At 75.1% G+C, this 25,398-nt stretch carries 21 protein-coding genes; 2 read left to right on the top strand and 19 right to left on the bottom strand.

All coding sequences use genetic code 11. The features are described from left to right. Positions 1–273: 273 nt before the first annotated feature. The 7 genes from HC251_RS13715 to alaS form a co-directional block, all read right to left on the bottom strand. On the bottom strand, positions 274–1,191 hold the full coding sequence (locus tag HC251_RS13715; protein WP_219941169.1) for a 1,4-dihydroxy-2-naphthoate polyprenyltransferase: 918 nt from the start codon (positions 1,189–1,191) through the stop codon (positions 274–276). After that, the gene (menB, locus tag HC251_RS13720) at positions 1,188–2,084 is read right to left on the bottom strand and encodes a 1,4-dihydroxy-2-naphthoyl-CoA synthase (RefSeq protein WP_219941170.1); all 897 of its coding nucleotides are present in this window, start codon (positions 2,082–2,084) and stop codon (positions 1,188–1,190) included. The genes HC251_RS13715 and menB overlap by 4 nt, the downstream gene beginning before the upstream one ends. Positions 2,085–2,167: 83 nt before the next feature. Next, complete coding sequence (locus HC251_RS13725; RefSeq protein WP_219941171.1) at positions 2,168–3,475, bottom strand: DUF4388 domain-containing protein; 1,308 nt, start codon at positions 3,473–3,475, stop codon at positions 2,168–2,170. 77 nt (positions 3,476–3,552) lie between these two features. Beyond that, the gene (aroE, locus tag HC251_RS13730; protein WP_219941172.1) at positions 3,553–4,371 is read right to left on the bottom strand and encodes a shikimate dehydrogenase; all 819 of its coding nucleotides are present in this window, start codon (positions 4,369–4,371) and stop codon (positions 3,553–3,555) included. Between the two features lie 13 nt (positions 4,372–4,384). Then, complete coding sequence (gene mltG, locus HC251_RS13735; RefSeq protein ID WP_219941173.1) at positions 4,385–5,524, bottom strand: endolytic transglycosylase MltG; 1,140 nt, start codon at positions 5,522–5,524, stop codon at positions 4,385–4,387. Between the two features lie 11 nt (positions 5,525–5,535). Continuing rightward, on the bottom strand, positions 5,536–5,976 hold the full coding sequence (gene ruvX, locus HC251_RS13740) for a Holliday junction resolvase RuvX (RefSeq protein ID WP_219941174.1): 441 nt from the start codon (positions 5,974–5,976) through the stop codon (positions 5,536–5,538). 22 nt (positions 5,977–5,998) lie between these two features. Beyond that, on the bottom strand, positions 5,999–8,605 hold the full coding sequence (gene alaS, locus HC251_RS13745) for an alanine--tRNA ligase (protein WP_219941175.1): 2,607 nt from the start codon (positions 8,603–8,605) through the stop codon (positions 5,999–6,001). Positions 8,606–8,681: 76 nt separating this feature from the next. Between alaS and HC251_RS13750 the strand changes: the two genes are divergently transcribed. After that, positions 8,682–10,370 carry a hypothetical protein gene (locus tag HC251_RS13750; RefSeq protein ID WP_219941176.1) on the top strand — a complete coding sequence of 563 codons (1,689 nt, stop codon included), beginning with the start codon at positions 8,682–8,684 and terminating at the stop codon, positions 10,368–10,370. A 135-nt stretch (positions 10,371–10,505) separates the two neighbouring features. Here the strand turns inward: HC251_RS13750 and HC251_RS13755 are convergent, their stop codons facing one another. The 8 genes from HC251_RS13755 to HC251_RS13790 form a co-directional block, all read right to left on the bottom strand. Continuing rightward, entirely contained in the window at positions 10,506–11,783 is a 1,278-nt protein-coding gene (locus HC251_RS13755) for a glycoside hydrolase family 3 N-terminal domain-containing protein (RefSeq protein ID WP_219941177.1), read from the bottom strand. After that, a complete protein-coding gene (locus HC251_RS13760; protein ID WP_219941178.1) occupies positions 11,735–12,556 on the bottom strand; it encodes a hypothetical protein in 822 nt (273 codons plus the stop codon). Before HC251_RS13760 ends, HC251_RS13755 begins: the two co-directional genes overlap by 49 nt. A gap of 100 nt (positions 12,557–12,656) precedes the next feature. Continuing rightward, positions 12,657–12,932, bottom strand: a complete 276-nt coding sequence (locus tag HC251_RS13765; protein ID WP_219941179.1) for a hypothetical protein — start codon at positions 12,930–12,932, stop codon at positions 12,657–12,659. Beyond that, the gene (locus HC251_RS13770) at positions 12,932–13,288 is read right to left on the bottom strand and encodes a hypothetical protein (protein WP_219941180.1); all 357 of its coding nucleotides are present in this window, start codon (positions 13,286–13,288) and stop codon (positions 12,932–12,934) included. The genes HC251_RS13765 and HC251_RS13770 overlap by 1 nt, the downstream gene beginning before the upstream one ends. Beyond that, on the bottom strand, positions 13,285–14,613 hold the full coding sequence (locus tag HC251_RS13775; RefSeq protein WP_219941181.1) for a replication-associated recombination protein A: 1,329 nt from the start codon (positions 14,611–14,613) through the stop codon (positions 13,285–13,287). Before HC251_RS13775 ends, HC251_RS13770 begins: the two co-directional genes overlap by 4 nt. A 19-nt stretch (positions 14,614–14,632) precedes the next feature. Further along, entirely contained in the window at positions 14,633–15,859 is a 1,227-nt protein-coding gene (locus HC251_RS13780; RefSeq protein ID WP_219941182.1) for an ATP phosphoribosyltransferase regulatory subunit, read from the bottom strand. Between the two features lie 47 nt (positions 15,860–15,906). Further along, positions 15,907–16,458, bottom strand: a complete 552-nt coding sequence (locus HC251_RS13785) for a type 1 glutamine amidotransferase domain-containing protein (RefSeq protein WP_219941183.1) — start codon at positions 16,456–16,458, stop codon at positions 15,907–15,909. Positions 16,459–16,571: 113 nt separating this feature from the next. Further along, on the bottom strand, positions 16,572–18,788 hold the full coding sequence (locus HC251_RS13790) for a bifunctional (p)ppGpp synthetase/guanosine-3',5'-bis(diphosphate) 3'-pyrophosphohydrolase (RefSeq protein ID WP_219941184.1): 2,217 nt from the start codon (positions 18,786–18,788) through the stop codon (positions 16,572–16,574). Positions 18,789–18,914: 126 nt separating this feature from the next. Here HC251_RS13790 and HC251_RS13795 point away from each other — a divergent pair, with 126 nt between their 5' ends. Continuing rightward, the gene (locus tag HC251_RS13795) at positions 18,915–20,759 is read left to right on the top strand and encodes a DUF4214 domain-containing protein (protein WP_219941185.1); all 1,845 of its coding nucleotides are present in this window, start codon (positions 18,915–18,917) and stop codon (positions 20,757–20,759) included. A gap of 24 nt (positions 20,760–20,783) precedes the next feature. Here HC251_RS13795 and HC251_RS13800 read toward each other — a convergent pair whose 3' ends face one another. From HC251_RS13800 to HC251_RS25645, 4 genes are all read right to left on the bottom strand, one after another. After that, a complete protein-coding gene (locus tag HC251_RS13800) occupies positions 20,784–21,335 on the bottom strand; it encodes an adenine phosphoribosyltransferase (RefSeq protein WP_219941186.1) in 552 nt (183 codons plus the stop codon). Further along, a complete protein-coding gene (gene secF, locus HC251_RS13805; RefSeq protein WP_219941187.1) occupies positions 21,332–22,540 on the bottom strand; it encodes a protein translocase subunit SecF in 1,209 nt (402 codons plus the stop codon). Before secF ends, HC251_RS13800 begins: the two co-directional genes overlap by 4 nt. Next, positions 22,537–24,855, bottom strand: coding sequence for a protein translocase subunit SecD (gene secD / locus HC251_RS13810; protein WP_219941188.1), 2,319 nt, complete (start codon positions 24,853–24,855; stop codon positions 22,537–22,539). Before secD ends, secF begins: the two co-directional genes overlap by 4 nt. A 289-nt stretch (positions 24,856–25,144) precedes the next feature. Then, positions 25,145–25,279, bottom strand: a complete 135-nt coding sequence (locus tag HC251_RS25645; protein ID WP_255566410.1) for a hypothetical protein — start codon at positions 25,277–25,279, stop codon at positions 25,145–25,147. Positions 25,280–25,398: the final 119 nt, after the last annotated feature.

Below are 25,398 nucleotides of genomic sequence, written 5' to 3' on the forward strand. Positions count from 1 at the left end.
TCGACGAGACGGGCCCGCCGCACCGGGGCTCCGGCCCCATGGCGACGGGACGGGTGGCAGTGCGCTCCGGCGCCCTCGCCGCTCGGGAAAAAGGACATCGCCCGCCAGAGCTCCGGCTCCGACGGGCGATGGAAGGTGGTCGGAAGAAGGCTAACGCCGACGGACGATCGCCAGGTGGATGCTTCTCCGACTGGTGGCCCCGGGCCGCCGCCCGGCTCCGGCCGGTGCGGCGTCCGGGGTCACCGCCCGTTTGGCCTCGGGCGGCGCCGCCCGTCAGCCGCCGAGGGCCAGGCCGGCGGCGAAGAGGGCGCCGAAGGCCAGCTGGACCCGCCCGGTGGCGGCGAGCACCGGGATCAGCGCCGGGCCCCGGGCGCCGGACAGGACGGCGACCACCGGCTTCTGGGCCAGCAGCACGGCCACCAGGGCGGCGGCCCCGGCCGGGCGCCCGCCCAGCCCGGCCACGAGGGGCACGGCGACGAAGGCGCCCACGACGAGGGCGACGAAGAGGGACCGGGTCCGGCGGTCGCCCAGGCGCACGGCGAGGGTCCGCTTGCCGACCTCGTTGTCGCCGGGGATGTCCCGCAGGTTGTTGGTGACGAGCAGGGCGGTGGCCAGGAACCCGACCGGGACCGAGGCGGCCAGGCCCAGCCCGTCGAGCCCCTCGACCTGCACGTAGGTCGACCCGGCGGTGGCCACCACCCCGAAGAAGGTGAACACGAAGGCCTCCCCGAGGCCGGCGTAGCCGTAGGGGCGGGGGCCGCCGGTGTAGAACCAGCCGGCGGCGATGGCCAGGACGCCCACGACCAGCAGCTCGGGGCCGACGGCCGCGGCCAACGCCGCCCCCGCCACCCCGGCCACGCCGAACGACGCCGCCGCCGCCCGCTTGACGGCGCCCGGGCGGGCCAGGCCCTGACCCACGAGCCGCACCGGGCCCACCCGGCGGGTGTCGTCGTCGGTGCCCCGGATGCCGTCGGAGTAGTCGTTGGCGTAGTTGGTGGCGACCTGGAGGGCTAGCGCGACCACGAGGGCGCACCCGGCCCGCCACCAGATCAGGCCCCCGTCGACCCGGCCGACGGCGCACGCCGTGCCCACCGCCACCGGCACGACGGCGGCGGGGAGGGTCCGGGGCCGGGCCCCCGCCAGCCAGAGGCGCCACCCCCGGGGGGTGGCGGTGGGGGCGGGTGCGGTCACGGCCGCTTGGGGAACTTCTCGAACTCCGGGCGCCGCTTCTGCTTGAAGGCGTCCCGGCCCTCCTGGGCCTCCTCGGAGCCGTAGAACAGCAGGTTGGTGTCGTGGGCCAGCTGCTGGAGCCCGGCCAGGCCGTCCTCGTCGGCGTGGAAGCTGGCCTTGAGCAGCCGCAGGGCGAACGGCGACAGGCGCATCATGTCCTGGCACCACCGGACGGTCTCGGCCTCGAGCTCCTCGAGCGGGACCACGGCGTTCACGAGGCCCCAGTCGAGGGCCTGCTGGGCGCCGTACTGGCGGCAGAGGAACCAGATCTCCTTGGCCCGCTTCTGGCCGATCTGGCGGGCCAGGACCGACGCCCCGAACCCGCCGTCGAACGAGCCGACCCGGGGCCCGGTCTGGCCGAAGGTGGCGTTGTCGGCGGCGATGGTGAGGTCGCAGAGGACGTGGAGGACGTGGCCGCCGCCGACGGCGTAGCCGGCGACCATGGCGACCACCGGCTTGGGCAGGCGCCGGATCTGGACGTGCAGGTCGGTGACCAGGAACCGTCCGACGCCGCGCTGGCCGACGGCGTCGTCGCCGACGTAGCCGGAGTCGCCGCGCGCCCGCTGGTCACCGCCGCTGCAGAAGGCGAGGGGCCCCTCGCCGGTCAGCACGACGACGCCCACGTCGGGGTCCTCGCGGGCCCGGTCGAAGGCGACGACCAGCTCCTCGACCGTGTGGGGCCGGAAGGCGTTGCGGACCTCGGGGCGGTCGATGGTGATCTTGGCGATCAGCCCCCCGCCGTCCCCGTCGGGGAAGGCGGGCGCCGTCTCGTAGCGGATGTCGTCCCATTCCCCCGCCGGCTCCCAGGCCAGGGCGGGCGTGACGGAACGGGAGGCGTCGGCGGGATCGACCATGCGGCCGAGTCTCGCCCAAACCCCGACCGACGATCAGATCCGCCCGCCGGCGGGCGCCGGGCCGACCGGTCTGCGGCCTGGCTTCAGCCCTTGCCGGTGCTGATGATCCGGCGGAGGACCCGGCGGCCGGCGTCGGTGTCGTCGGGCTCGTCGTCGGCGGCGGCCGCCGCGGCCAGGGCCCGGGCCGCAGCCGGGCTGAGCGAGTCCATGGGCACGCCGAGATCACCGGCGGCACCGGTCCCGGCCGGCCACGTGTCGGCGGTGGGCTCCGCCGTCGGCGCCGGGTCGCTCCGCGGCGGCTCCTCGGGGAGGGTCTCGAGGAGCGGCTCGGGCAGGCCGGTGCCGGGGGTCGAGCCCAGGTAGGTGTGGCCGGCGAGGTCGCCGCCGAGGCTGCTGTCGAGGTCCACGGCGTAGCTGCTGGCGTCGGGCGGGGCCGGGGCCTCCGGCTCGGCCAGGGCGGCGATGCCCTCGTCGAGGGTGGGGAGGCCGTCGGCGGCGGGCTCCACCGGCGGGGTCAGGGGCTCCCACGGCCCCAGGGCGGACGCGTCGGCGGGCGCGACCTCGGGCTCGGGCCGGGTGACGGCCGCACCCCAGTCGCCGAAGTCGTACGGGGGCACGACCTCGACGTCGGGGAGGACGTCGGCGAGGGGGGCGGGCTCGTCCGGGGCCGTGGCAGCGGGAACCTCGACCGCCGGGTCGGCGGCGCCGGCCTCGGGATCGACGGGCGCCTCCGCGTCGCTGGCCGCCTCCGGGGCCGGCTCGACCACCGGGTCGGGCACCAGGGCCAGGGGGGCGGCCTCGGGCGCAGGCTCGACCAGCAGGTCGTCGATGGGGACGAAGGGCTCGTCCTCGACGACCTCGTCGCCGACCTCGACCAGCCCGGCCTCGACCAGGTCCCGGATCACGAAGGCGGCGGCCTGCTCGTCGAGCTCCAGGCGCTCGCCGAAGGCGCCGGCGGTCGTGCCGCCGGCCACGACCACGAGCCGGCGCCAGGTCTCGCCGTCGATCGTGACCGACTCGTCGGCCAGCTCCTCGCGGAGGGTCAGCCCCACGGCGGGCGAGGGCACGAGGGCCTCGACCGGCGCCCACTCCTCGATCCGGGCCTCGGCCGCGGCGAGGACGTCGAGGGCGCTCCGGGGGTCCTGGGCGTCGTCGGGACCGGTGTCGGCGTGGAACGCGAACTCACCGTCGTGGTTCCGCAGCAGGGCGAACACGACGTCGGTGAGGTCGTCGGCGGCGGGCTCGCCACCGACGAGCTGGCCGTCGGCGAACCAGAGGCGTCCGGGCCCCCGGTCGCCGTCGATCGACAGCTCACCGGTCTTGCCCGTCGTCGCCAGCAGCCGCACCAGGTCGGCCAGGGCGAAGGTGTCGAGGGTGCCCTGCAGGGCCACGGCCCACCTCCAAGAGAGTCGTTCGGGACCGGGCACCATCGGCACTCCCGGACGGCTCTTGAGGGACTCCCCCGGCCTCAGTGGTGCGACAGGGATGCCACCACCGCCGCCGACATGACCTCGACCGGCGGGTCCTCGCCCGTCCACGCCCGGAAGGCGTGGGCGGCCTGGTGGACGAGCATCCCGATGCCGTTGACCGGCATGGCCCCCTGGGCCCGGGCGGCGCCGAGGAGGGGGGTCTCGATGGGGTCGTAGACGAGGTCGACGACGACCTGGCCCGCTCCCAGCCGCTCGGCCGGCACCGGGCTGGCGGTGTCGCCGGCCATGCCGACGGGGGTGGCGTTCACGACCAGGTCGACGTCGGCGGCGGCGTCGACGGAGGCCACCGCACCCCGCCCGTCGGCGAGGGCCGCGGCCCGGGCGGCGCGCCCGGCGTGGCGGTTGGCCACGGTGATCGAGGCGGCGCCGGCGTCGGCCAGGGCGGCGACCACGGCCCGGGCGGCGCCTCCGGCCCCGACGACCAGCGCCCGCCGGCCGGCCGGGTCCCAGCCGTGGTCGACGAGGAGCGAGTCGAGGAACCCGGCGCCGTCGGTGCTGTCGCCCTCGATCCCCGCCCCCCGCCACGACAGGCAGTTCACGGCGCCCAGCCGCTCGGCCCGGGGGGTGATGGTGTCGACGGCGCCGGCCACCGCCGACTTGTGCGGCATCGTGACCGACATCCCCCCGAGCCGCAGGCTGCGCATGGCGGCCACGGCGTCGGCGGCCCGGCCCTCGGGCACGGCCACGGCGAAGTACGTCCAGTCCAGGTCGAGGGCGGCGAAGGCGGCGTTGTGGATCACCGGGGAGAGCGAGTGCTCCACCGGTGAGCCGATCACCCAGCAGACTCGGGGGCTCACCGCGGGGAGCCCGTCAACAGAGCCCGGCCTCCCGGCAGCGCGCCACCGCCGCCTGGAACTCGGCGTTGTCGCCGGTGAAGAAGTGCTGGCCGGGCGCCTCGAGCACGTAGTACAGGAGCGGCAGGCCGTCGACGCTGTTCGGCGCCGGGTTGAGGGCGGCCTCGATCGACGCCCGACCGGGGGCGGCGATGGGTGTCGGCGGCAGCGCCAGGGTGGCCCGGCTGTTGTACGGCGAGGGGCTCTCCAGGTCGAGGTCCCGGCCGGTCACGTCGGCCTCGTACTGGTTCACGGCGTCGATGCCGAGGGCGAAGATGCCGTACTCCGGGCCGAAGAGCATCCGGTTGTAGATGACCCGGGCGATCTTGGCCGACTCCTGGCTGTTGCCCGTCTCCCGCTCGATCAGCGAGGCCACGATCAGCACCTCGTAGGGGCTGAGGGGCGGCAGGTTGTCGCCCGAGAGGCCGCGGTCGAGACCGGTCTCCTGGGCCGTCCGGGTCATCAGCTCGACCATGCGCCGGACAAGGGTGGCCGGGGTGTCGTTGGGGCCCACCTCGTAGGTCGACGGGAAGAGGGTTCCCTCCTGGGGCGGCACGCCCTCGGGCAGCTCCCTGTCGGGCGGGAGGAGGGGCGACCGGTTGGCGGGGTCCTCCACGGCGGCGCGCAGGTCCTCCTCGGAGAAGCGGGGCACCTCCTCGGCGATGGTGGCGATCATCTGGTCGATGCGCTGGCCCTCGGGGATGGTGATCGACCGGGTGGCGACCTCGACCGGGCCCTCCCGGAGCACGTCCTCGACCTCCTCGAAGGAGGAGTTCCGCTGGAAGACGTACCGGCCGGCCTGCAGGTCGATGTCCTTGTCGCGGATCCAGAACCGGAACAAGGTGCCGTTGGACACGACGCGGGGGCCGTCGAGGAGGCTGCCCAGGTCGGTCAGGCGGGCCCCGTTGGGGATGTCGACGGTGACCTCCTCGCCGGGCGGGCCGGGCGGATCGACCTGGCGCTGCCACCACTGGCGGCCACCGAGGGCGAGGGCGCCGAACATGGCGACGATGAGGCCCATGACGACCAGCACCTTGGGGAGGCCGGCCCGCTCCCGGGGCAGGGGCACGATGTCGTCCTCGGCGTCGTCGACGGGCCGGGCCCTGCGGGTGTCCATCGGTGCGGGTGTCACTCCTCGGGCGGCCCGAGCGAGGCCGGGGTCACGTGGGTCGGGGCACCGCCGTCCAGCCACGTCTGGAGCAGCACGGCGGCCGCGGCGCGGTCCACCACCCTACGGCGCTGGCGCCCGTCGACCCCTGACGCGGCGAGCAGCCGGTGGGCGGTGACGGTGGTGAGCCGCTCGTCGTGGAGGACCACCGGGACGTCGAGCGCCTCGGCCAGCGCCGCGGCCTGGGCCTCGACGGAACGGGCCGCCGGGCCCCGGGAGCCGTCGAGCGAGAGGGGGTGCCCGACGACCACCACCTCGACCTCCTCGTCGGCGACGATCCGGGCGATCCGGCGGCGGACGGCCGGCAGGTCCCGCACCTGGTCGATGGTGCCGTAGGGGCTGGCCAGGATCCCCTCGGGGTCGCAGGTGGCCAGACCGATCCGGACCGTTCCCCAGTCCACCCCCAGGGCTCTCACCGCTCCGTCAGGAGCTCAGACCGGCGGCGGCGCGGGCCTGGTCGAGGGCGTCGTCGAGGCCGGCGGGGTTCCGGCCGCCGGCGACGGCCAGGTCCTTGCCCTTGCCCCCACCGCCCCCGACGGTCTTGGCCGCGTCGGCGATCAGGGCCCCGGCCTCGAGCCCGCTGTCGGCCGTCGTCGCCGCGACGAGGGCCACGCCGCCGCCCTCGGGGGCGGCGCCGAGCACCACCGCCCGGATGCCGGGCTGGTCGCGGACGGCCAGGGCCAGGGTGCGCACGGCGTCGCGATCGAGCCCGTCGACCCGGCCCACGACGACGCCGTCGACCGCCTGGGCGGCCAGGTCGGACGCCCCGCCGGCGGCCGCCTTGGCCTTGAGGGCGCTGACCTCGTCGCGCAGCGCCTTGACCTCGCCCAGCCGCTTCTCGATGCCCTCGATGAGCTCGCCGACGGGGACGCCGACCAGGTCGGCGGCCCGGGCCAGCACCGCCTCCTCCTCGCGGATCCGCTCGATCGGGCCGAACCCGGTGATGGCCTCGACCCGGCGCAGGTTCGAGCCGATCGAGCCCTCGGACACGATCTTCATGGGACCGATGTCACCGGTGGCGGTGACGTGGGTGCCGCCGCAGAGCTCGGTGGAGTGCCGGCCGGCCTCGAGGACCCGGACCCGGTCGCCGTACTTCTCGCCGAAGAAGGCGATGGCCCCCTTGGCCATGGCCTCGTCCTTGCTGGTCTCGTAGTGCCGCACCGGGTCGTTGACCAGCACGGCCTCGTTGACCAGGTCCTCGATCCGGGCGACCTGCTCGGCGGTGACCGGCTCGTAGTGGCTGAAGTCGAACCGCAGGCGGTCGGGCGCCACCAGCGAGCCCTGCTGCTTCACGTGCGGCCCGAGGACCTCGTGGAGGGCCCAGTGGAGGAGGTGCGTGCCGGTGTGGTTGCGCTTGATGGCCGCCCGGCGCTCGCCGTCGATGGTGGCGGCGACGACGTCGCCGGCGACGAGGGTGCCGGAGGTGATCCGGGCCCGGTGGCGGTGCAGCCCGGGCACCGCGTAGGTGGTGTCGAGGACCTCGGCCTCCCCCGAGGGGCGGATGATGGTGCCGGTGTCGCCGACCTGGCCGCCGGACTCGGCGTAGAACGGGGTGCGGTCGAGGATGATGTCGACCAGGCCGTCGGCGTCGGTGTCGACGACGGCCAGCACCGTGGCCTGGGTCGACTCCTCGTCGCGGCCGGTGAACACGGTCGGGCCGTGCTCGGCCACGATCCGCTGGAACGTCGCCTGGGCGTCGCCGAGCTCGACGCCCTTGTTCTTGCGGCCGCCCTCCTTGGACAGGCGCTTCTGCTCGGCCATGTCGGCGTCGAAGGCGGCCCGGTCGACGCTGTGGCCCCGGTCCTCGGCGATCTCGGCGGTGACCTCGTAGGGGAAGCCGTAGGTGTCGTGCAGGGTGAAGGCCAGGTTGCCCGACAGGGTGGCGCCGGGGTCGAGGGACGACATCTCGTCCTCGAGCATGCGCAGGCCGATGCGGAGCGTGCGCCGGAACTGGGCCTCCTCCCGGTCGAGCACGCCCCAGATGAGGTCGAGGTTGGTGCGGACCTCGGGGTAGGCGTCCCCCAAGACCTCGGCGACCTTCTCGGCCATGGGGGCGGCGATGGGCTTCTCGACGCCGATCAGGTACGCGAAGCGCACCGCCCGGCGGATGATGCGGCGCAGGACGTAGCCCCGCTCCTCGTTCGAGGGGATCACCCCGTCGGCGATGAGGAACGTCATGGTCCGGGCGTGGTCGGCCAGCAGCCGGAGGGCCACGTCGGAGTCCTCGCCGGCGCCGAGGCGCGTTCCGGTGAGGCTCTGGGCGGCGTCGACCATGCGGCTGACCGAGTCGGCGGCGTAGAGCGACGGGCTGCCCTTGAGCACGCCCAGCATCCGCTCGAAGCCGGCCCCGGTGTCGATGTTCTTCGACGGCAGGTCGCTGAGGGCGCCGTCGGTGCCCCGGTAGTACTGGGGGAACACCAGGTTCCAGAACTCGACGTAGCGGTGCTCGGCCTCGGGGTTGGCCGGGCCGCCGTCGGGGCCGTGCTCGGCACCGAAGTCGAAGAACAGCTCCGAGCTCGGCCCGCAGGGGCCGGTCGCGCCCATCTCCCAGAAGTTGTCGGCGTCGAGGCGCTGGATGCGCTCGGCGGGGAACCCGACGCCGTCGGCCCAGATCTCGTGGGCCTCGTCGTCGCTGACGTGGACCGTCACCCACACCCGGTCGGCGTCGACACCCAGCACCTCGGTGACCAGCTCCCACGCCCAGGCGATGGCGTCGGGCTTGAAGTAGTCGCCGAAGCTGAAGTTGCCCAGCATCTCGAAGAACGACAGGTGGCGGGGCGAGCGCCCGATGGCGTCGAGGTCGTTGTGCTTGCCCCCGGCCCGCACGCACTTCTGGATCGACGCCGCCCGGGGCGGGTCGAACGGCACCGGCTCCTCGCCCAGGAAGTAGGGGACGAACGGCATCATCCCCGAGTTGGTGAACATCGGGGCCGAGGGGTGGTGCGGGATCAGCCCTCCCGAGGGCACGACGGTGTGCCCCTTGTCGGTCCAGAACCGGGTCCAGGTCCGGCGCAGCTCGTCGGCATCCATGATCGGGTCAGCCTACCGACGGACGTTCGCCGGACCTGGCTCCGGTTCCCTATCGTCGGTCCGGGAGGTGGGCCGAGTGACCAGCGATGACGTGTCGGAGACCGACGTCGATGCCGTCGCCGCCGCGCTCCGCTGGACCATCGGGCGATCGCCGCGGGACGTCGACGAGGCCGCGGACCGTCGCCTCCTCCGCGACCTGGTCGCCCGGCTCGAGCCCGACGTCGACCGGGCCCCGGCCGCCCGCGACGCCCGCCTCGACCAGCTGCTGGCGGAGATGGCCGCGAGCGACGAGCTGGCCGACCACTGCGCGGCCCGCCACCGGCCCTGGATCGGCGACGTCGCCCGCATCTACTTCTGCGCCCCCGAGGACCTGCCCCCGGACATCAGGGACCGCATCGGCAGCGAGACGATCCTCGCCCACCTCACCGACGGCGTCTCCAACCGGGCCCGGGCCGCGGCCCGCGCCCTCGGCATCGACGACAACGTCGTCCGGGTCCGGCGCGAGCCGGTGGTGCTCGACGCTGCCGCCGCCGCCCTCGTCGCCCGTCTGGCCGTGGCGGACGGTCCCCGCCCGGCGGCCGAGACCTCGCCCCCACCGGGCCCGACGACCCCGGCGTCGCCCTCCGGCTCCCGGTCCCGGGCCCTGGTCAGAGCGGTCGTGCTGGCGGCGGTCGCCCTGAGCGTCGCCGCCGGCGCCCTCGTCGCTCTGACCAGCCGCGGGACCGACGAGGGGCGATCGTCCTCCCCGACCGTCGCCGTCGTGGGCGAGGCGCCGGCGGTGCTGGCCTCGGTCTCGGTCCTCGGCATCGACGACGCCGGCGCCCTGGTGGCGGTGAGCGCCGGCGGGCTCGTTCCGCTCGGCGTCGAGGACGTCGTGGCCGCCGACGCGGCGCGCGACGGCGATGTCCTCCACGTCGTTGTGGAGCAGGCGGGGGGACGATTGGTCCACGCCGCCCTGGGCCCGCGCCCCTCCCGGTGGGTCGGGCTCGGCACCGGCCTCCGCGGGCCCGAGGTCGGCGTGGCGACGGACGGGCAGGCCGAGGTCGTGGCCATCCGCAGCGACGACGGGGACCTCGTGCGGCGCCGCGTCGGGCTCGACGGCGAGCCCGAGGGCGACTGGGCCCCGTTGAGCGCCACCGACGTGGTCGACGTCGACGTGACGGTCAACCTCGACGGTCGGCTCGAGGTCGGCGGGGTGACGTCGGACGGCACGGCCTTCAACATCTGGCAGTCCGAGCCGCCCCACGGCTGGTCGAGCTACTCCGACGACCGGGGCGGGACCGCCGGGCGGCGCGTCCAGCTGCTGACCAACCGCGACGGGCGCCTCGAGATCTACGCCGAGCGCGCCGACCGCACCCTGTGGAACACCTGGCAGGTCGCCCAGGGCCGGGGCTGGTTCCGGGAGTGGAACCCGCGGCACGTCGAGGACCTGCGTCGATGGCGGGTCGCCGTGGGCGCCGACGCCCGGCTCGTGGCCGTGGCCCTGACCGACACCGGCGTGATCCTGCGGCGCCAGGTCCCGGTGCCGCAGGCCGACGGCTCGGTGCGGATGATGTGGCCCCCGGCGACGGTGGTCGAGCCGCTCGACCCGCTCGGTGGGGCCACGCCGACCGACGTCACCGTGGTGTCCACCGACGACGGTGCCCGGGTCGTCGCCACCGGCGCCGGGCGGACCACCGCCATCGAGGTCGGGCTCGACACGCTCTCCCCGGTCCGTCCGCTCGCGGCGGGGGCCCTGGCCACCCTGGTGCCCGTCGACGGCTGACCGGTGCCCTCCCCCGCCACCGGTCAGCCGCCCGGGTCGACCGCCCGGCGCCACCCTGCCCGCCCCCACCGGGCCGGGCCACTGCACACCCGTGAACAGAAGTGAACCCCCTGGTCAGGGCCCATCTCTGGTCGCTCAGAGGTCGACGCCGCAGGGGTCGATGCCCTGGAGCGCCAGGGTCCGGCCGACGGAGGCGTCGATCGCCGCCTCGGTGAGGGTCCCGTCGGCCACGGCCGCCTCCAGCCGGTCGAGGAGGCCGGGCCGGTCGGCGTCCGACAGCAGGACGACGTCGACACCGGCGGCGAGCGCCCGCACCACGGCCTCGGCCGGCCCGAACCGGTCGGTGATGGAGTCCATGGCCGCCAGGTCGTCGGTCATCACGACCCCGTCGAAGCCCATCTCCACGCGCAGGAGGCGAACCGTCGCCGGGCTCAGGGAGGTGGGGGTCTCGGGCTCGGTGAGGCCGGGGACGTCGAGGTGGCCCAGCATCACGGCCGCCCGGGTCCCCAGGGTCGGGAGCAGGCGTCGGTAGGGCACCAGGTCACGGTCGCGCAGGGCGTCGAGCGGGGGCGTCGAGGCGGCACCCTCGTGGGTGTCACCGGACGCCGCGCCGTGGCCCGGGAAGTGCTTGAGGACCGGGGTGACGCCGGCGGCGAGGAGGCCCTCGGCGTAGGCCCCGGCGTAGGTGGCGACCACCTCCGGGTCCTCCGACCACGACCGGTCACCGATGACGGTCCGGTCGGGCTGGTCGGACACGTCGACCACCGGGGCCAGGTCCACGGTGACGCCCAGGCCGGCCATGACCCGGCCTCGGCGCTCGGCCAGGGCCCGGACCTCCGCGGGCGTCATGGTGGCGGCCATGTCCCGTGCCGAGGGGACCTCGCCGTCCAGGGCCTCGATGCGTTGCACCCGGCCGCCTTCCTCGTCGACGGCGACCAGCAGGCCGGTGGGTGACCCCGCCCGCAGCTCGGCGAGGGCACCGCTGGTGAGCAGCCCGGTGGCGTCGCCCCCCACGAACAGGCCCCCGACGTGGTCGTCCTGCACCGCGGCGGTGGCCTCGGCCGGGTCCGCCGGGTCCACGCCCACGACCACCAGCGTCGCCAGCCGGCGCCGGAGGGGCCATCGGTGGATGGCCTCGAGCGGGGCGCACCCCTCGGGGGCCGCCGTGGTGCCCGGTCCGTCGCCCGTGGTCGACGAGGGACCGCCGGTGGTCGACGGGTCGCCGGTGGCCGGGCCCGCTGTGGTCGGCGACGTGGGGGTGGGGGCCGACGTGCTGGCGGCCGTCGTCGGGTGGTCGTCACCCCCGCAGCCCGCGGCCAGCAGGGCGACGGCGGCCAGGGCGACCAGGGGGCGGCGCAGCGCGGTCAGGTCCAGAAGTCGTCGACCTCCTCGGTCGGGTACACCGTCTCGCACGGGATCCCGTCCCGATCCTCGTCCATGCGCTCCGGCCGGCCCTCGTCGAGCCAGTAGGCGACCGCGGCGCTGTAGTCGAGCTCCTCGGCGCGCAGGTCGCGGCACAGGAGCCCGGGCTCGATCCCGTCGTCCTCCAGGCGTGGCCCCCAGATCAGCTCCACGTCGCGTGCGGGGTACACGGTCTCGCACGGGATCCCGTCGAGGTCCTCGTCCATGGGCCCCGGTCGGCCCTGCTGGAGCCAGTAGGCCACGGCGTCCTCGTAGGCGAGGCCCCGGCCCAGCAGGTCGCGGCACAGCAGGCCGGCCGGGAGGTCGCCGCCCGCACCGGCCTCGGTCACGGGGGGCACGGTCGGGACCGACGTGGCGCTCGCGGGTGCGTCGTCGTCGTCGCCGAGGACGACGGCCATGAGGATGATGACCACGACGAGGACGACGACCCCGCCGACGGCGACGATGGTCAGGGCGTTGGCGGTGGTGTCCCCGGGGCGGCGCCGCGGCGCAGGCGGGCCGGCGGCGACGGCCGGTGGAGGGCCGAGACCACCCGACCGGGGGCGGGTGGAGGGTGACCGCCACGGCGACGCCCCCTCCTCCGTCTCCCCGGCCGTGGGACCGTCGACCACGTCGGTGGCCGGGGCCGGCCGCACCGTGGGCGCCGGCAGTGGATCGGGGAGGTCGGCGGCGCCGTCGAAGGCGACCGTCTCGTCCCCCGCCGACCCCTGCGGCTGCGGGTCGGTCGACGGCCTGTCCCCGGCCGGCGTCGCTCCCTCGGTCATGGCTCCCTCGTTCGCCGCCCGGCGGCGGGACGGTCCGTCACGGCGACGGTCACGGTACCGCCGCCCTCCGGACCCGGGCGCGGCGCGAGAGGGGGGATCGCTACCCGGCGCGCCGTCGGGCCGGCGACGGCGGGCGGGCCACCCGCTCGGCCAGGTCGGCCCGCATCTCGTCCTCGCGGGCCCGCATGGCGTCGCGGCCCTCGGTCACGGCGTCGCGGACGGCGGGGGCGACGCGCTTGGCCGCCTCGGTCGCCCGCTCCTGCACCTTCTCGGGCACGTAGCGCTCGACCGCCAGGCGGACGCGGCGCTGGACCCAGAGCGACGAGCCCAGGCCGGCCGCGGTTCCAGCGACGAAGTAGAAGGTCCGCTTCGGCATCAGTCCCTCCCTCGGAGCTTGCGGGCGGCCCGCTGGGCGCCGGTGGCGGCCGCCGCCGTCTTGATCACCGGGCGCGACAGCGCCACGTAGGCCGCCTTGGAGGCGCCGTCGACCCGGGTCGAGACGGCCTCGGCGGCGTCGAGGATCTGGCTGACCCGCTCGGTCTCCTCCCCGGCCCGGCGCACCGCCTCGGTGGCGTCGCGCAGGGCCGGCAGGGCCTCGCTCCGGACCTCCTCGACGGCGGCGGCCACGTCGGCGACGGTGCGGGACAGGCGGGCCACCACCACGGCCAGCACGGCCACCACGGCGAGGCAGGTGACGGCGGCCAGGACCGACGCCAGGTCGGTCGCGGTCACGACGGTCCCGGGTCGGGCTCGCTGCTGCGGAGGCGGTCCATGCGCTCGCGGATCTCCCTCTCGTGGCCGTGGGACGACGGCTCGTAGAACGTGCGGCCGGCGACCTCGTCGGGCAGGTGCTGCTGGGGCACCCACCCTCGGGGGTCGTCGTGAGGGTAGTCGTAGCCCTCGCCGTGCCCGAGCCCCTTGGCCCCGGCGTAGTGGCTGTCGCGCAGGTGCCCGGGCACCCGGCCCCGGGCGCCCTCCCGCACCTCGGCCCGGGCCCCCCAGATGGCGAGGGCGGTGCGGTTCGACTTCGGCGCCGTGGCCAGGTGCACGACCGCCTGGGCCAGGTTGAGCTGGGCCTCGGGCAGGCCGACGTGGTCGACCGCCCGGGACGCGGCCTCGGCGATCAGGAGCGACGTGGGGTCGGCCATGCCGATGTCCTCCGAGGCCAGGATCACCAGGCGGCGGGCGATGAAGCGGGCGTCCTCGCCCGCCTCGAGCATGGTGGCCAACCACCACACGCCGGCGTCGGGGTCCGAGCCGCGGATGCTCTTGATGAAGGCGCTGATGACGTCGTAGTGCTCGTCGCGGCCGTAGCGGAGGGCGTTGACGCCCAGGGCCGCCTCCATGTCCCCGGCGCCCACCTGGATCGGCGCGCCGGGGGTGCGCTCCCGCCCGGCGGCCAGGGCCACGGCGACCTCGAGGGCGGTCAGGGTCTGGCGGCCGTCGCCGCCGGCCCGCAGCACGAGGTGGTCGACCGCCTCGGCGGCGGCCTCGGCCCCCTCGGCCCGGAGCCCCCGCTGGACGAGGAGGCGGAGGGCGTCGGCGTCGAGGGGCTCGAGCCGGAACAGCGTCGACCGGCTGAGCAGCGGCGGGTTGACGGTGAAGTACGGGTTCTCGGTGGTGGCCCCGATCAGCACGATCAGGCCCTCCTCGACGGCCGGCAGGAGGGCGTCCTGCTGGGACTTGGAGAACCGGTGGACCTCGTCGAGGAACAGGATCGTGCCCTGGCCCCGCTCCCCCAGCCGCTGGCGCGACCGGGCGATGACCTCCCGGACGTCCTTGACCGAGGCGTCGACGGCCGAGAGGGCGGCGAACTCCTTGTCCGTGGTGCGGGCGACCAGCCGGGCGAGCGTCGTCTTGCCGGTGCCGGCCGGTCCCCAGAGGATCGCCGAGCTCAGGCGGTCGGCCTCGATCAGCCGGCGCAGCGGGGCATCGGGTCCGAGCAGGTGCTCCTGGCCGACCACCTCGTCGAGCGTCGCCGGTCGCAGCCGGTCGGCCAGCGGGGCCCGGGCGGACAGGCGCTCCGCGGCGGCCGCGGCGAAGAGGTCGTCGGCCACCGGCGGAGGCTACCCGGGCTCAGGCGTCGGCCAGCGCGGTCCGCACGGCGGCGACGACCTCGTCGGCGGGGACGGTCGTCTGGTCACCGTCGGCGGCACCCCGGAGGCGGCGCAGGCCCACGACGCCCTCGGCCTGCTCCTGCTCCCCGACGATGACGGCGAGGGCGGCACCGGAGCGGTCGGCCGCCTTCATCTGGGCCCGCATCGAGCGGTCGTCGAAGGCCCGGTCGGCCCGGAGGCCCTCGCGGCGCAGCACCCGGGTCAGGTCGCGGGCCACCGACCCGCCGGTCAGGTCGACGACGAAGACGTCGACCCCGCCGTCGGTGACCTCCAGGCTCGAGACGGCGAGCAGGGCCTCGATCGTCGTCGCCCACCCCACCCCGGGCACGGCCGGTCCGCCCAGGTCCTCCACCATGCCCTCGTGGCGCGAGCCCCGGATGACGGTGGCCTCGTCGGCGCCCTGGAGCTCGAAGGCCACGTGGACGGCGTGGGGCGAGCCCCCCGTCACCCGGTGGTCGAGGAGGTAGTCGATGCCGGCGGCACCGAGCCCCTCCTGCACCTGGGCCAGGTGCCGCCGAGCCTCGTCGGACAGGCCGTCCATGGCCCGGGGGGCGCCGGCCAGCACGGCGCGGGTGGCGGGGTCGCTGCTCCCCAGGACCTCGAGCGGGGTCGTGGCCGCTCGGCGCCGGTCGCGATCGGGGAGGTCGTCGGCGCGGGTCGCCAACCAGGCGCGGAGGGCCTCGACGTAGCGACGCCGGTCGGAGATCGTGCCCAGGCTGTTGAGCACGAGCGTGGGGCGGGCGACCCCGAGGGCGGCGAGGAGGTCGGCCGCCAGGGTGATGGCCTCGACGTCGAGGTCGGCGTCCGACGACCCCAGGGCCTGCACGCCGACCTCGTTGCGCTGGACCAGGCCGTCGGCCCCCGGCACGAGGCACGGGACGAGCGACCAGACCTTCCACGGGGTGGCCGGGTGGTGCTGGGCGAAGGCCCGGGCCGCGCTCGTCGCCCCCCCGGGCGTCAGGGCCAGGCGGGCGCGCTCGCCGGGGAGGCCCACCTCCACGACGGTGTCACCGACGACCCCCCGCACCAGGTCGGCGTCCTCGACGAGGGGGCTGCGGAGCCGGCCGTGGCCGGCCGCCTCGGCGACGGTGCCGACGACGTGGAGGAGGTGCTGCCAGCGCGCCGCCTCGGGGGCGAGCACGTCCTCGGTCCCCCTGGCGGCGCGGGCGGGGGTGCGCTCGGCCACTCCCGGCGACGCTAGTGGGTGCGGCGCGCCGGCCCCCGGGGACGGGGTCAGCTCAGCGCGTCGACCAGGGCCTTGGTGAAGGCCGGCAGGTCGTCGGGGTTGCGGCTGGTGATGAGGGGGCCGGCGCCGTCCTCGTCGACGACGACCTCCTCGTCCACCCAGGTGGCGCCGGCGTTGACCAGGTCGGTCCGGAGGCTCGGCCAGCTGGTGACCCGACGACCGTCGACCACGTCGGCGTCGATGAGCGTCCACGGCCCGTGGCAGATCACGGCGATGGGCAGGCCGGCGTCGGCGGCCGCCCGCACCAGGCGCTGGGCCTCGGCGTCGGTGCGGAGCTGGTCGGGGTTGGCCACGCCCCCCGGGAGGACGAGGGCGGCGTAGTCGGAGGCCTGGGCGTCGGCGGTGGTGAGGTCGACGGGGAAGGTGTCGGCCTTGTCGAGGTGGTCGAAGGCCTGGACCTCGCCGGCCTCGGTGGCGACCAGCACGGGGGTGGCGCCGGCCTGCTCCACCGCCTTCCAGGGCTCGGTCAGCTCCACCTGCTCCACGCCCTCGTTGGCGACGACGAAGGCGACCTTCTTGCCGGACAGATCAGCGGCCACGGTGCGGCTCCTCTGGTTCGGGGACCCGTCGCGGCTACCCACCCGTCGGGGTCCGAACCACCCCCAGCAAGCGCGGACCAACGACCGGTGCGTGGCACCGGTCGGCGCTCCGGCTACGGGGTGTTGCGGCCGGGCATCACCCGGTAGGCCTCGAAGACGCCGTCCAGGCCGCGGATGGCCCGGAGGACGGAGTCGAGGTGCGACGGGTCGCCCAGCTCGACCTCGAAGCGCATGGTCGTGTCCCGGTCGGGGTCGGACCGCGACTCGCAGGCGAGGATGTTGATGTCCAGGTCGGCGAAGGCCGAGGACGTGTCGCCGAGCAGGCGGGGCCGGTCGAGGGCCTTGATCTCCACCGCGGCGGTGAACGACCCCGATCCCGACTGGTCCCACTCGACCTCGATCAGCCGACCACCCTGGCCCTGGGAGAGCGACACCGCGTTGGCGCAGTCGGTGCGGTGGACCGACACCCCCCGGCCACGGGTGACGAAGCCCATGATCTCGTCGCCGGGCACCGGCGTGCAGCACTTGGCCAGGCGCACCATGACGTCGTCGAGGCCCTCGACGTGGACGCCGATGGTCGAGCGGGGCCGCCGGGCCCGCGGCGCCCGGGCCGTGATCGGGAGCTGCTCCTCGTGGTCGGGGTCGCCGCTGTGGAGCCGCTTGGCGATGCGGTTGGCCACCGACTCGGGCGAGACGTGGTGCTCGCCGATGGCGGCGTGGAGCGAGTCGAGGTCGACGTAGTTGAGCTCGTGGGCGATGTCGGCCAGCACCGTGCTGGCGTCCCGGATCGGCAGGCCCTCGCGGCGCAGCGCCTTGTCGAGGCCCTCGCGGCCGGTCTCGATGGCGTCCTCCCGACGCTCCCGGGAGTACCACTGGCGGATCCGGTTGGCCGCCTTGGGCGTCTTGACGATCTGGAGCCAGTCCCGCTTCGGGCCCGCCCCCTGGGTGCGCGACGTGACGATCTCGCAGGTGTCGCCGGACGTGAGGGTGTGGTCGAGCGGCACCAGGCGCCCGTTGACCTTGGCCCCGGCGCAGGTGTGGCCCACCTCGGTGTGGACCGCGTAGGCGAAGTCGATGGGCGTGGCCCCGTTGACCAGGGTGATGATCCGACCCTTGGGGGTGAAGACGTAGACCTCGTCCTGGTCGAGGTCGACCTTGAGCTGGTCGAGGAACCGCTCCGGGTCGGAGATCTCCGACTGCCACTCGACGATGCGGTTCAGCCACAGCATCTGGTCGCCGTCGGAGCCCGGCTCCTTGTAGCTCCAGTGGGCGGCCACGCCGACCTCGGCCCGACCGTGCATCTCCCGGGTGCGGATCTGGACCTCGAGGGGCTTGCCCTGCGGGCCGACGACGGTGGTGTGGAGCGACTGGTACAGGTTGAACTTCGGGTGGGCGATGTAGTCCTTGAAGCGCCCCTGCACCGGCGTCCAGGTGGCGTGGATCGAGCCCAGGGCGGCGTAGCAGTCCTTCACCTGGTCGACGAGGACGCGGATGCCCACCAGGTCGAAGATGTCGTCGAAGCCCCGCCCCTTCACGACCATCTTCTCGTAGATGCTCCAGTAGTGCTTCGGCCGACCGGTGACGTCGGCGTCGATCCGGAGCTCCTTGATCCGGCCCCGGACCTCCTCGAGCACCTGCATTAGGTACAGGTCGCGCTCGGGGGCCCGCATGGTGACCATGTGGTCGATCTCGGCGTAGTGCTTGGGCTTCTGGGTCGCGAACGCCAGGTCCTCGAGCTGCTGGCGCAGGTCCTGCATGCCGAGGCGGTGCGCCAGCGGTGCGTAGACGTCGAGGGTCTCCTGGGCGACGCGCTGCTGCTTCCAGTCCGGCATGGCCGCCAGGGTCCGCATGTTGTGGAGCCGGTCGGCCAGCTTGATGATGATGACCCGCAGGTCTCGGGACATGGCCACCAGCACCTTGCGCACCGTGGCCGCCTGCTGGGCCTCCTTGGAGTCGAACTGCAGGCGCTCGATCTTGGTGACGCCGTCGACGAGGTGGCGCACCTGGGCCCCGAACTCCCGCTCGACGTCGGCCAGGCTCATCCCGGTGTCCTCGACGGCGTCGTGGAGCAGGGCGGCCGAGATGGTGATGTCGTCGAGGCCCAGCCCGGCGACGATGCGCGCCACCGCCAGCGGATGGGTGACGTAGGCCTCGCCCGACTTGCGGCGCTGGCCCTCGTGCGCCGCCTTGGCCACGTCGTAGGCCTTGACGATGGTGGCCGTCGACCCCTTGGGGTGCTGGGCCCGGTAGTCGTGGAGCAGCGGGGCCAGGACCTCGTCGCGGGGCGCGGCCGACCGTCTCCACGGGAGCACCCGGTCGACGGTCGGCATGGCCCCATCATGCCGTGCGCCGGCCCCCGACCAGCGCGCCGGGCGGGCCATCGGTGGCCCCGAAGCCCTGTCGAACCGGGTTCCGGCGCCGACTGGTGAGGGATGACCACGCCGGCCCCATCCACGATGGCCCGCACCCGACGGGCCGTGGCCACCGCCCTGGCCCTCGCCGTGGCGACGACCGCCGCCCTCGTGCTCGCCCCGGTCCCGGTGGCGGCCGCCGAGGGCGACGACTGCATGGTGATCCGGGCCCACGAGGTGTTCCTGGGCCGGGAGCCCACGGGGAGCGAGCTCCAGACGTGGGTCGTCGCCTTCGAGAGCGGGACGCCGCGGTACGCCCTCCCCCGGGCTCTGGCGGCGAGCGACGAGTGGCTCCAGGTCGAGGTCACCAAGATCTACCGGCAGGCCCTCGACCGCGACCCCGACGCCGATGGCCTCGCCTTCTGGGTCGAGGAGCTGCGGGCCGGTGCCCAGGTGACGCGCATCGCCAGCCGCATCTACGGCTCCGGCGAGTTCGCGACCCTCGCCGGCGGAACCGACGAGGGCGTCATCACCGCCCTGTACGAGCGGATCCTCCACCGGTCCCCGTCCGACGACGACCTGGCCTACTGGCTCGGCGAGGCGGCGGTCCGGAGCAACGGCTCGATCGCCGCGTTCATGGTGGGATCGGTCGAGTCGCGGAACGACCGGGTCACCACGCTCTACCAGACGATCCTCGGGCGTGACCCCGAGCCGGACGGGCTCGTGTTCTGGTCCGAGCGCCTCCGCACCGTCAACGACGTCCGCCTCGCCGTCGACCTGGCGTCCAGCGGCGAGTTCTTCACCCGCGCCCAGGTGGGCTGTGGCGAGCCCCCGCCTCCGCCGCCACCGGAGGGCACCATCGCCTTCCAGGGACGAGGCTGGGGCCACGGTCGGGGCATGAGCCAGCACGGCGCCCTGGGCTACGCCGTCGACCACGGCTGGGGCACCGACGCGATCCTGGCCCACTACTACGGCGGGACGACCTCCGGCGTGGTGGCGGGCGATCCCCTCCAGCGCGTCTACCTGGTGGGCAGCGCCGGCACCGACCTCACCGCCACCCAGCCCGCCGGGCGCCTCCGGGTCGACGGGTGGGCCGGCGAGTGGGCCGCCGTCAGCGTGCGCCGCCTGAGCGCCACCGCCTACCGCGTCTACGCCGCGACGACGCCGGGCTGCAGCCCGTCGTGGACGCTCCTCGGCGAGACCACCGCGGCCGAGGTCGGCGTCGCCTCCACCGTGGCCCAGGGGGAGGACCCGGACCTGATGCTCCGGGACTGCCGCACGGGACGGTCCTACCGGGGCTCGCTCCGCAACGTCCGCACCGGCGGCACCGTGGGCAGCGCCGTCGTCAACGTCGTCGGCACCGAGGACCTCCTGCGCGGCATCGTGCCCAGGGAGGTCTCGCCCTACTGGGCCGGCGTCGGCGGCGGCCAGGGCGCCGCCGCCGTGCGCGCCCAGGCCGTCGCGGCCCGGTCCTACCTGCTGGCGGGCGACCGCCGGTGGGGCTCGTGGGCGACCACGTGCGACAGCGCCACCTGCCAGGCCTACGGGGGGTTCGGCGCCGAGGACGCCCGGACCGACGCGGCCGTCGCCGCCACCGCCGGTGGGGTCCGCCTCACCTCCTCCGGCGCGGTGGCCCGCACCGAGTTCGGGTCGTCGAGCGGCGGGTGGACCGCGGGCGGCGCCTTCCCCGCCGTCGTCGACGAGGGCGACGACATCAGCCTCAACCCGTACCACTCCTGGACCGTCACCATGGACGAGTCCCGCATCGAGTCCGCCTACCCGGGGCGGGGCGACTTCCAGCGCTTCAGCGGCTTCGTGCGGAACGGCCTCGGCCCGCTGGGCGGGCGCGTCACCCGGGTCACCCTCGTCTTCGCCAGCGGCACCCTCACCCAGACCGGCGACCAGGTCCGCGCCGCCCTCGGCCTCAGGTCCGACTGGTGGGCCGCCTGAGCCCCGGCGTCCGGGCAGGTCGCCTCAGTAGGTGACCAGGCTGGTGACGGGCACGTCGCCCAGCTGTGACCGTCCGTCGAGGAACGAGAGCTCGACGAGGAAGGCGAAGCCCGCCACCTCGGCCCCCAGCCGCTCGACCAGCCGGGCCGTGGCCGCCGCCGTGCCCCCGGTGGCGATGACGTCGTCGACGACGAGCACCCGCTCGTCCGCCGCCACCGCGTCCCGGTGGACCTCGAGGGTGTCGGAGCCGTACTCGAGGGCGTAGGTCTCGGACTCGACCTCCCACGGGAGCTTGCCCGGCTTGCGGACGGGCGAGAACCCCACCCGCAGGGCGAGGGCGACCGGCGGTCCGAGCAGGAAGCCACGGGCCTCCATGCCCAGCACCCGGTCGACCGGCCCGATGTCTCGCGCCACGGCCGCGGCCAGCGACTCGACGGCGTGGGCCAGCGCCGAGGCGTCGCCCAGCAGCGGGGTGATGTCGCGGAACAGCACTCCCGGTACGGGGAAGTCCGGGATCGGTCGGATGTGACGGGCCAGGTCGGCGGGGTCGTGCACGGCCGGGGGCCCGTCGGTCATCGCCGCTTGCCCTTCTTGCGCGGCCGGGGCGGCGGGGTGCCCTTCGGGCGGGGCGGGGCGGCGCCCTTCGTCCGGGGCGCCGCTCCGGTGGCCGGGGCGGACCCGGCCCCGGTGGGCGCCGGCTCCTTGGCCAGCGCCACGCCGCCGTCGGCGTCGTCGACCTTCGCCGGGGTGCCGGTCGACGGGCCGGTCGCCGCCTTGGCGCCCTTGCCCTCCAGGCGCTGGCGGAGGGTCCGGAACCGGGGCTCGCGCTCCTTGAGCAGGGCGAGCAGCGGCGAGGCGATGAAGATCGACGAGTAGGCGCCCGAGAGCTGGCCGATGAACAGGGCCAGGCCGAACTCCTGGAGGGTCGACGCCCCCAGCGCCAGGGACCCCACGACCAGCACCGACAGGATCGGCAAGATGGCCGTGATCTGGGTGTTGAGCGACCGCATCAGGACCTCGTTCAGCGACCGGTCGACCATGTCGCTGTAGGTCATGCGGGCGTTGGCGGTGAGCAGCCGCGTGTTCTCGTCGACGCGGTCGAACACCACGATGCCGTCGTAGATCGAGAAGCCCAGGATGGTGAGGATCGCCACCACCGTCGCCGGGGTGACGGGCAGCTGGAGGAGGGCGTAGGCGCCGATGACCACGAGGATGTCGTGGACCAGGGCGCCCAGGGTCGCCATGGCCATCCGGAACTCGAACCGGATGGTGATGTAGATCACGATGGCGATGAGGAAGACCACGAGGGCCTGCAGGGCCTTCCGGGAGATCTCCTCGCCCCAGGACGGGCCGACCTCGTTGATGGCGACCTCGTTGGCCTCGGCGCCGGTGAGCTCGACGAGGGCATCGACGACCTCGGCCCCCCGCTCCTGGCGCTCGGTGTCGTCGCCCTCGATGGTCGCGGTCTGGATCCGCAGGTCGTCGCCGACCTCCTGGACCTCGACCTCGGAGAAGCCCAGCTCGGAGACGGCGTCCTCGACGTCGGCGACGGTGGCGTCGCCGGCCGGGACCTCCCACTGGTTGCCGCCGGTGAAGTCGATGCCCAGGTTCAGGCCGCCGCGGACCCCGAAGGCGGCCAGCCCGACGAGGATGAAGGCGGCGGACACGCCGAACCAGATCCGCCACCGGGGCACGAAGGCGAACTCGGTCTCGCCGTGGTAGAGCCGCCGCAGGATGCCGCGCTTCGGTCCGGCCTGGCCGGTGGTCGGGGTGTCGCTCACGACGTCGCTCCTGCCTGGGCCCGGGGGGTGCGCCGGGCGCCGCCGCCCTCGTCGCCGCTGCGTCCCAGCCCGCGGGCCACGCCGAAGATCGGGTGCTCGGTGAAGAACCGGCTCCGGGCCAGCAGGGCGACCATGGGCCGGTCGAAGCAGTAGGCCACGAGGAGGTCCAAGACGACCGAGAGGCCGAGGAAGAAGGCGAAGCCGCGGACGGCGCCGACGGTGAGGTACCAGAGCAGGGCGGCGCCCATCAGCGAGGCGAGGTCGGCGGTGAGGATCGTCTTGAAGGCCTTCTGGAACCCCTTCTCGGTCGAGGACCGCACGCTCTTGCCCAGGCGCACCTCGTCCTTGAGCCGTTCGAAGTGGACGACGTAGGAGTCCACGGTCGTGCCCACCGACACCACGATGCCCACCACGCCCGACAGCGACAGGGTCAGGCCGCGGGTCGCCGAGAGCCAGCAGACCGTTCCGTACATCAGGGCGCTCCACACGCCGAGGCCGAGCACGACGACGACGCCGAGACCCCGGTAGTAGACGATGAGGTAGAGGGCCACGGCGGCGAGGCCGATCAGGCCGGCCAGGAGCCCGGCGCGCAGGGAGTCCTCGCCCAGGGTGGGCGACACCTGCCGCTCGGCGCTGCGGGTGAACTCCACCGGGAGGGCGCCGTAGCGGAGCTTGAGGGCCAGGTCCTTGGCCTCGCTCTCGGCGAAGCCGCCGTCGCCGCCCCCGCTGATCACGAAGTCGTCGTCGGCCAGGTTGGGGTCCCGCACCTGCGGCGCGGAGATGACCTCCTCGTCGAGGACGATGGCCATGAGGCCCGTGGGGCACGACGCCGCCACCGAGCTGCAGCCGTTCATCAGGGCGTTGGCCTCGTCGCGGCGGCTGCCCTTGATGGCGACCGACACGATCCAGCCCTGGCCGTCGGGCGAGAGCTCGGCCTGCGACTTGCTGAGCGCCTCCCCGTCGATCGACTCGGGGCCGACCTGGGTGCACGAGATCGGCTCGGCGTCGGGGTCGGGGCGGCTGGGGAAGGCGACGGCGGCGGCGGCCTCGGCCGACGGGTCGACGGGCGCCGTCGTCGTCGTGGTCTCCTCGGCCGGGGCCGTGGTCGTGGTCTCGTCGGTCGGCGCCGTGGTGGTGGTCTCGTCGGCCGGGGCGGTCGTCGTGGTGGTCTCCTGGCGGGCCAGCGGCGGCGCCGCGTACTCGCCGTCGACCGCGGGGGCGGCGCCGGCGGGGGCGGGACCGGCGGCGCCCTCCTCGCTGGTCGGGGGGGCCTCGGTGGACTCGGTCGGCGCCGGCTCGGTGGCGCCCGGGGCGGTGGTGGCGGTGTCCCCGGGCACCGTGGTGGCGCCGGGCTCGGTGCTGGTCGCCGGGTCCTCCGCCGGGACGCTGTCGGTCGGCGCCCCGGCGGCCCCGGCGACCCCGGCGGCGCACGGGTCGTCGCCGGCGGCAGCGGCCTCGGCGTCGTAGGGCAGGTTCTCGGCCAGCACCGGGCGGAACTGCAGCTTCGCCGTCTCGCCCAGGATCTCCTGGGCCCGCTCGCGGTCCTCGATGCCGGGCAGGTCGACGACCACGTTGTCGCCCTGGCGGGTGACCTCGGGCTCGGCCACGCCCAGCCCGTCGATGCGGTTGCGGATGATCTCCATGGCCTGGTCGATGCTGTCGTCGGCCGGGTTGCCCTGGGCCGAGAGCACGACCGAGAAGCCACCCTGGAGGTCGAGCCCCAGCTGCGGCTCGGAGCCTGTGACGACGACCATGGTCAGCGAGAACACGGCCAGGGCCAGCACCGACGCCAGCGCACCGAGGCCGCGGTTCCGCAGCCCGGTCAGCTTGCCCCGGCGCTCGAGGACGGTGCGGGCGGCGAGCAGGACGGCCCCCACCACCACGACGAGGGAGGCCCACGCCCAGCCCGAGGGCGAGGTGTCGTCGATGGCCAGGGTGACGATGCGGGCCACTAGGAGGGCGACCACCAGGGCGAGGACGGCCTCGGCCTCGTACCGGCGGCGCCGGGCCCGGCGCGATCCCTTGGCCCCGGCCTTGGGGCGGGGCGGGGCCGCCTTCTTGGCCGCCCGGGCCTTGCTGGGCCGGGGCGGGGGGCCGCTCTTCTTCGGCGTCTCGGCCGCGGGCGTCGACGGCGCGGCCGCGGCGTCGTCGCCGTCGTCCTCGTCGCTCTCGGTCGCGTCGCCGTCGGTGCCGTCGTCCTCGGTGGCCTCGTCCGCCGCGGCGTCGTCCCCCGTGGGGTCGCCCTCGGTGGCGTCCCCCGCGGCGTCGGGATCGGTGGCGCCGTCGATCGGGTCGTCGTCGCGGCCGTCGCTCATCGCCGCCCTCGCCGGGGCGCGACAGACGGTCCGACGGGGGTCTCCGATGTCAGCGGCAGATGTGGCACACAGGGTCCGATCAGATCCGGGAAAACAGCCCGGGCGACCATAGTGCGCGGCCCTCAGGCGGCCGGTGCGCGCTGCGGTGGCCGCCGGCGACGGATCCCGAGCGATCCGTGGCGCCGGGTCCAGCGGGACCGGTCTGTGGCCCCGCGGGCGCGCCGGTGACCCGCCGGGTGGGGCGGGTCACCGGGGGTCGGGGGTGTGGTGCCGTGGTGGGCTGCCCGCGTCAGGCGGCGGGTTCTCGGGTCCCGGCCAGGGGGTGGCCGGTCCCGTCGGGCGGGTGGCCGGGTGCCCGGGTGGGGACGAAGGAGACGCAGTCCTTGTGGAGGCGTTCGCCGGTGGGTCCGTCGTCGGGGGGCACCTGGGGCATTCGATCGTGCACCTGGAGGGCCTGATCGGTCCCAGGAACGGTGGGGCCGAGGGGCGTGTCCCGTCCTCGGTACCGATCGTGGATCTGGGCGGCGTGATCGGTACCAGGTA

It is taken from the genome of Iamia sp. SCSIO 61187 (assembly GCF_019443745.1).
Taxonomy (GTDB): Bacteria; Actinomycetota; Acidimicrobiia; order Acidimicrobiales; family Iamiaceae; genus Iamia.

Excerpts from the sequence above, each read along its gene's own strand:
- menB (WP_219941170.1), bottom strand. The coding sequence starts at position 2,084 with ATGGTCGATCCCGCCGACGCCTCCCGTTCCGTCACGCCCGCCCTGGCC.
- mltG (WP_219941173.1), bottom strand. The coding sequence starts at position 5,524 with ATGGACACCCGCAGGGCCCGGCCCGTCGACGACGCCGAGGACGACATC.
- alaS (WP_219941175.1), bottom strand. The coding sequence starts at position 8,605 with ATGGATGCCGACGAGCTGCGCCGGACCTGGACCCGGTTCTGGACCGAC.
- HC251_RS13760 (WP_219941178.1), bottom strand. The coding sequence starts at position 12,556 with ATGACCGAGGGAGCGACGCCGGCCGGGGACAGGCCGTCGACCGACCCG.
- HC251_RS13765 (WP_219941179.1), bottom strand. The coding sequence starts at position 12,932 with ATGCCGAAGCGGACCTTCTACTTCGTCGCTGGAACCGCGGCCGGCCTG.
- HC251_RS13790 (WP_219941184.1), bottom strand. The coding sequence starts at position 18,788 with ATGCCGACCGTCGACCGGGTGCTCCCGTGGAGACGGTCGGCCGCGCCC.
- HC251_RS13795 (WP_219941185.1), top strand. The coding sequence starts at position 18,915 with ATGGCCCGCACCCGACGGGCCGTGGCCACCGCCCTGGCCCTCGCCGTG.
- HC251_RS13800 (WP_219941186.1), bottom strand. The coding sequence starts at position 21,335 with ATGACCGACGGGCCCCCGGCCGTGCACGACCCCGCCGACCTGGCCCGT.
- secD (WP_219941188.1), bottom strand. The coding sequence starts at position 24,855 with ATGAGCGACGGCCGCGACGACGACCCGATCGACGGCGCCACCGATCCC.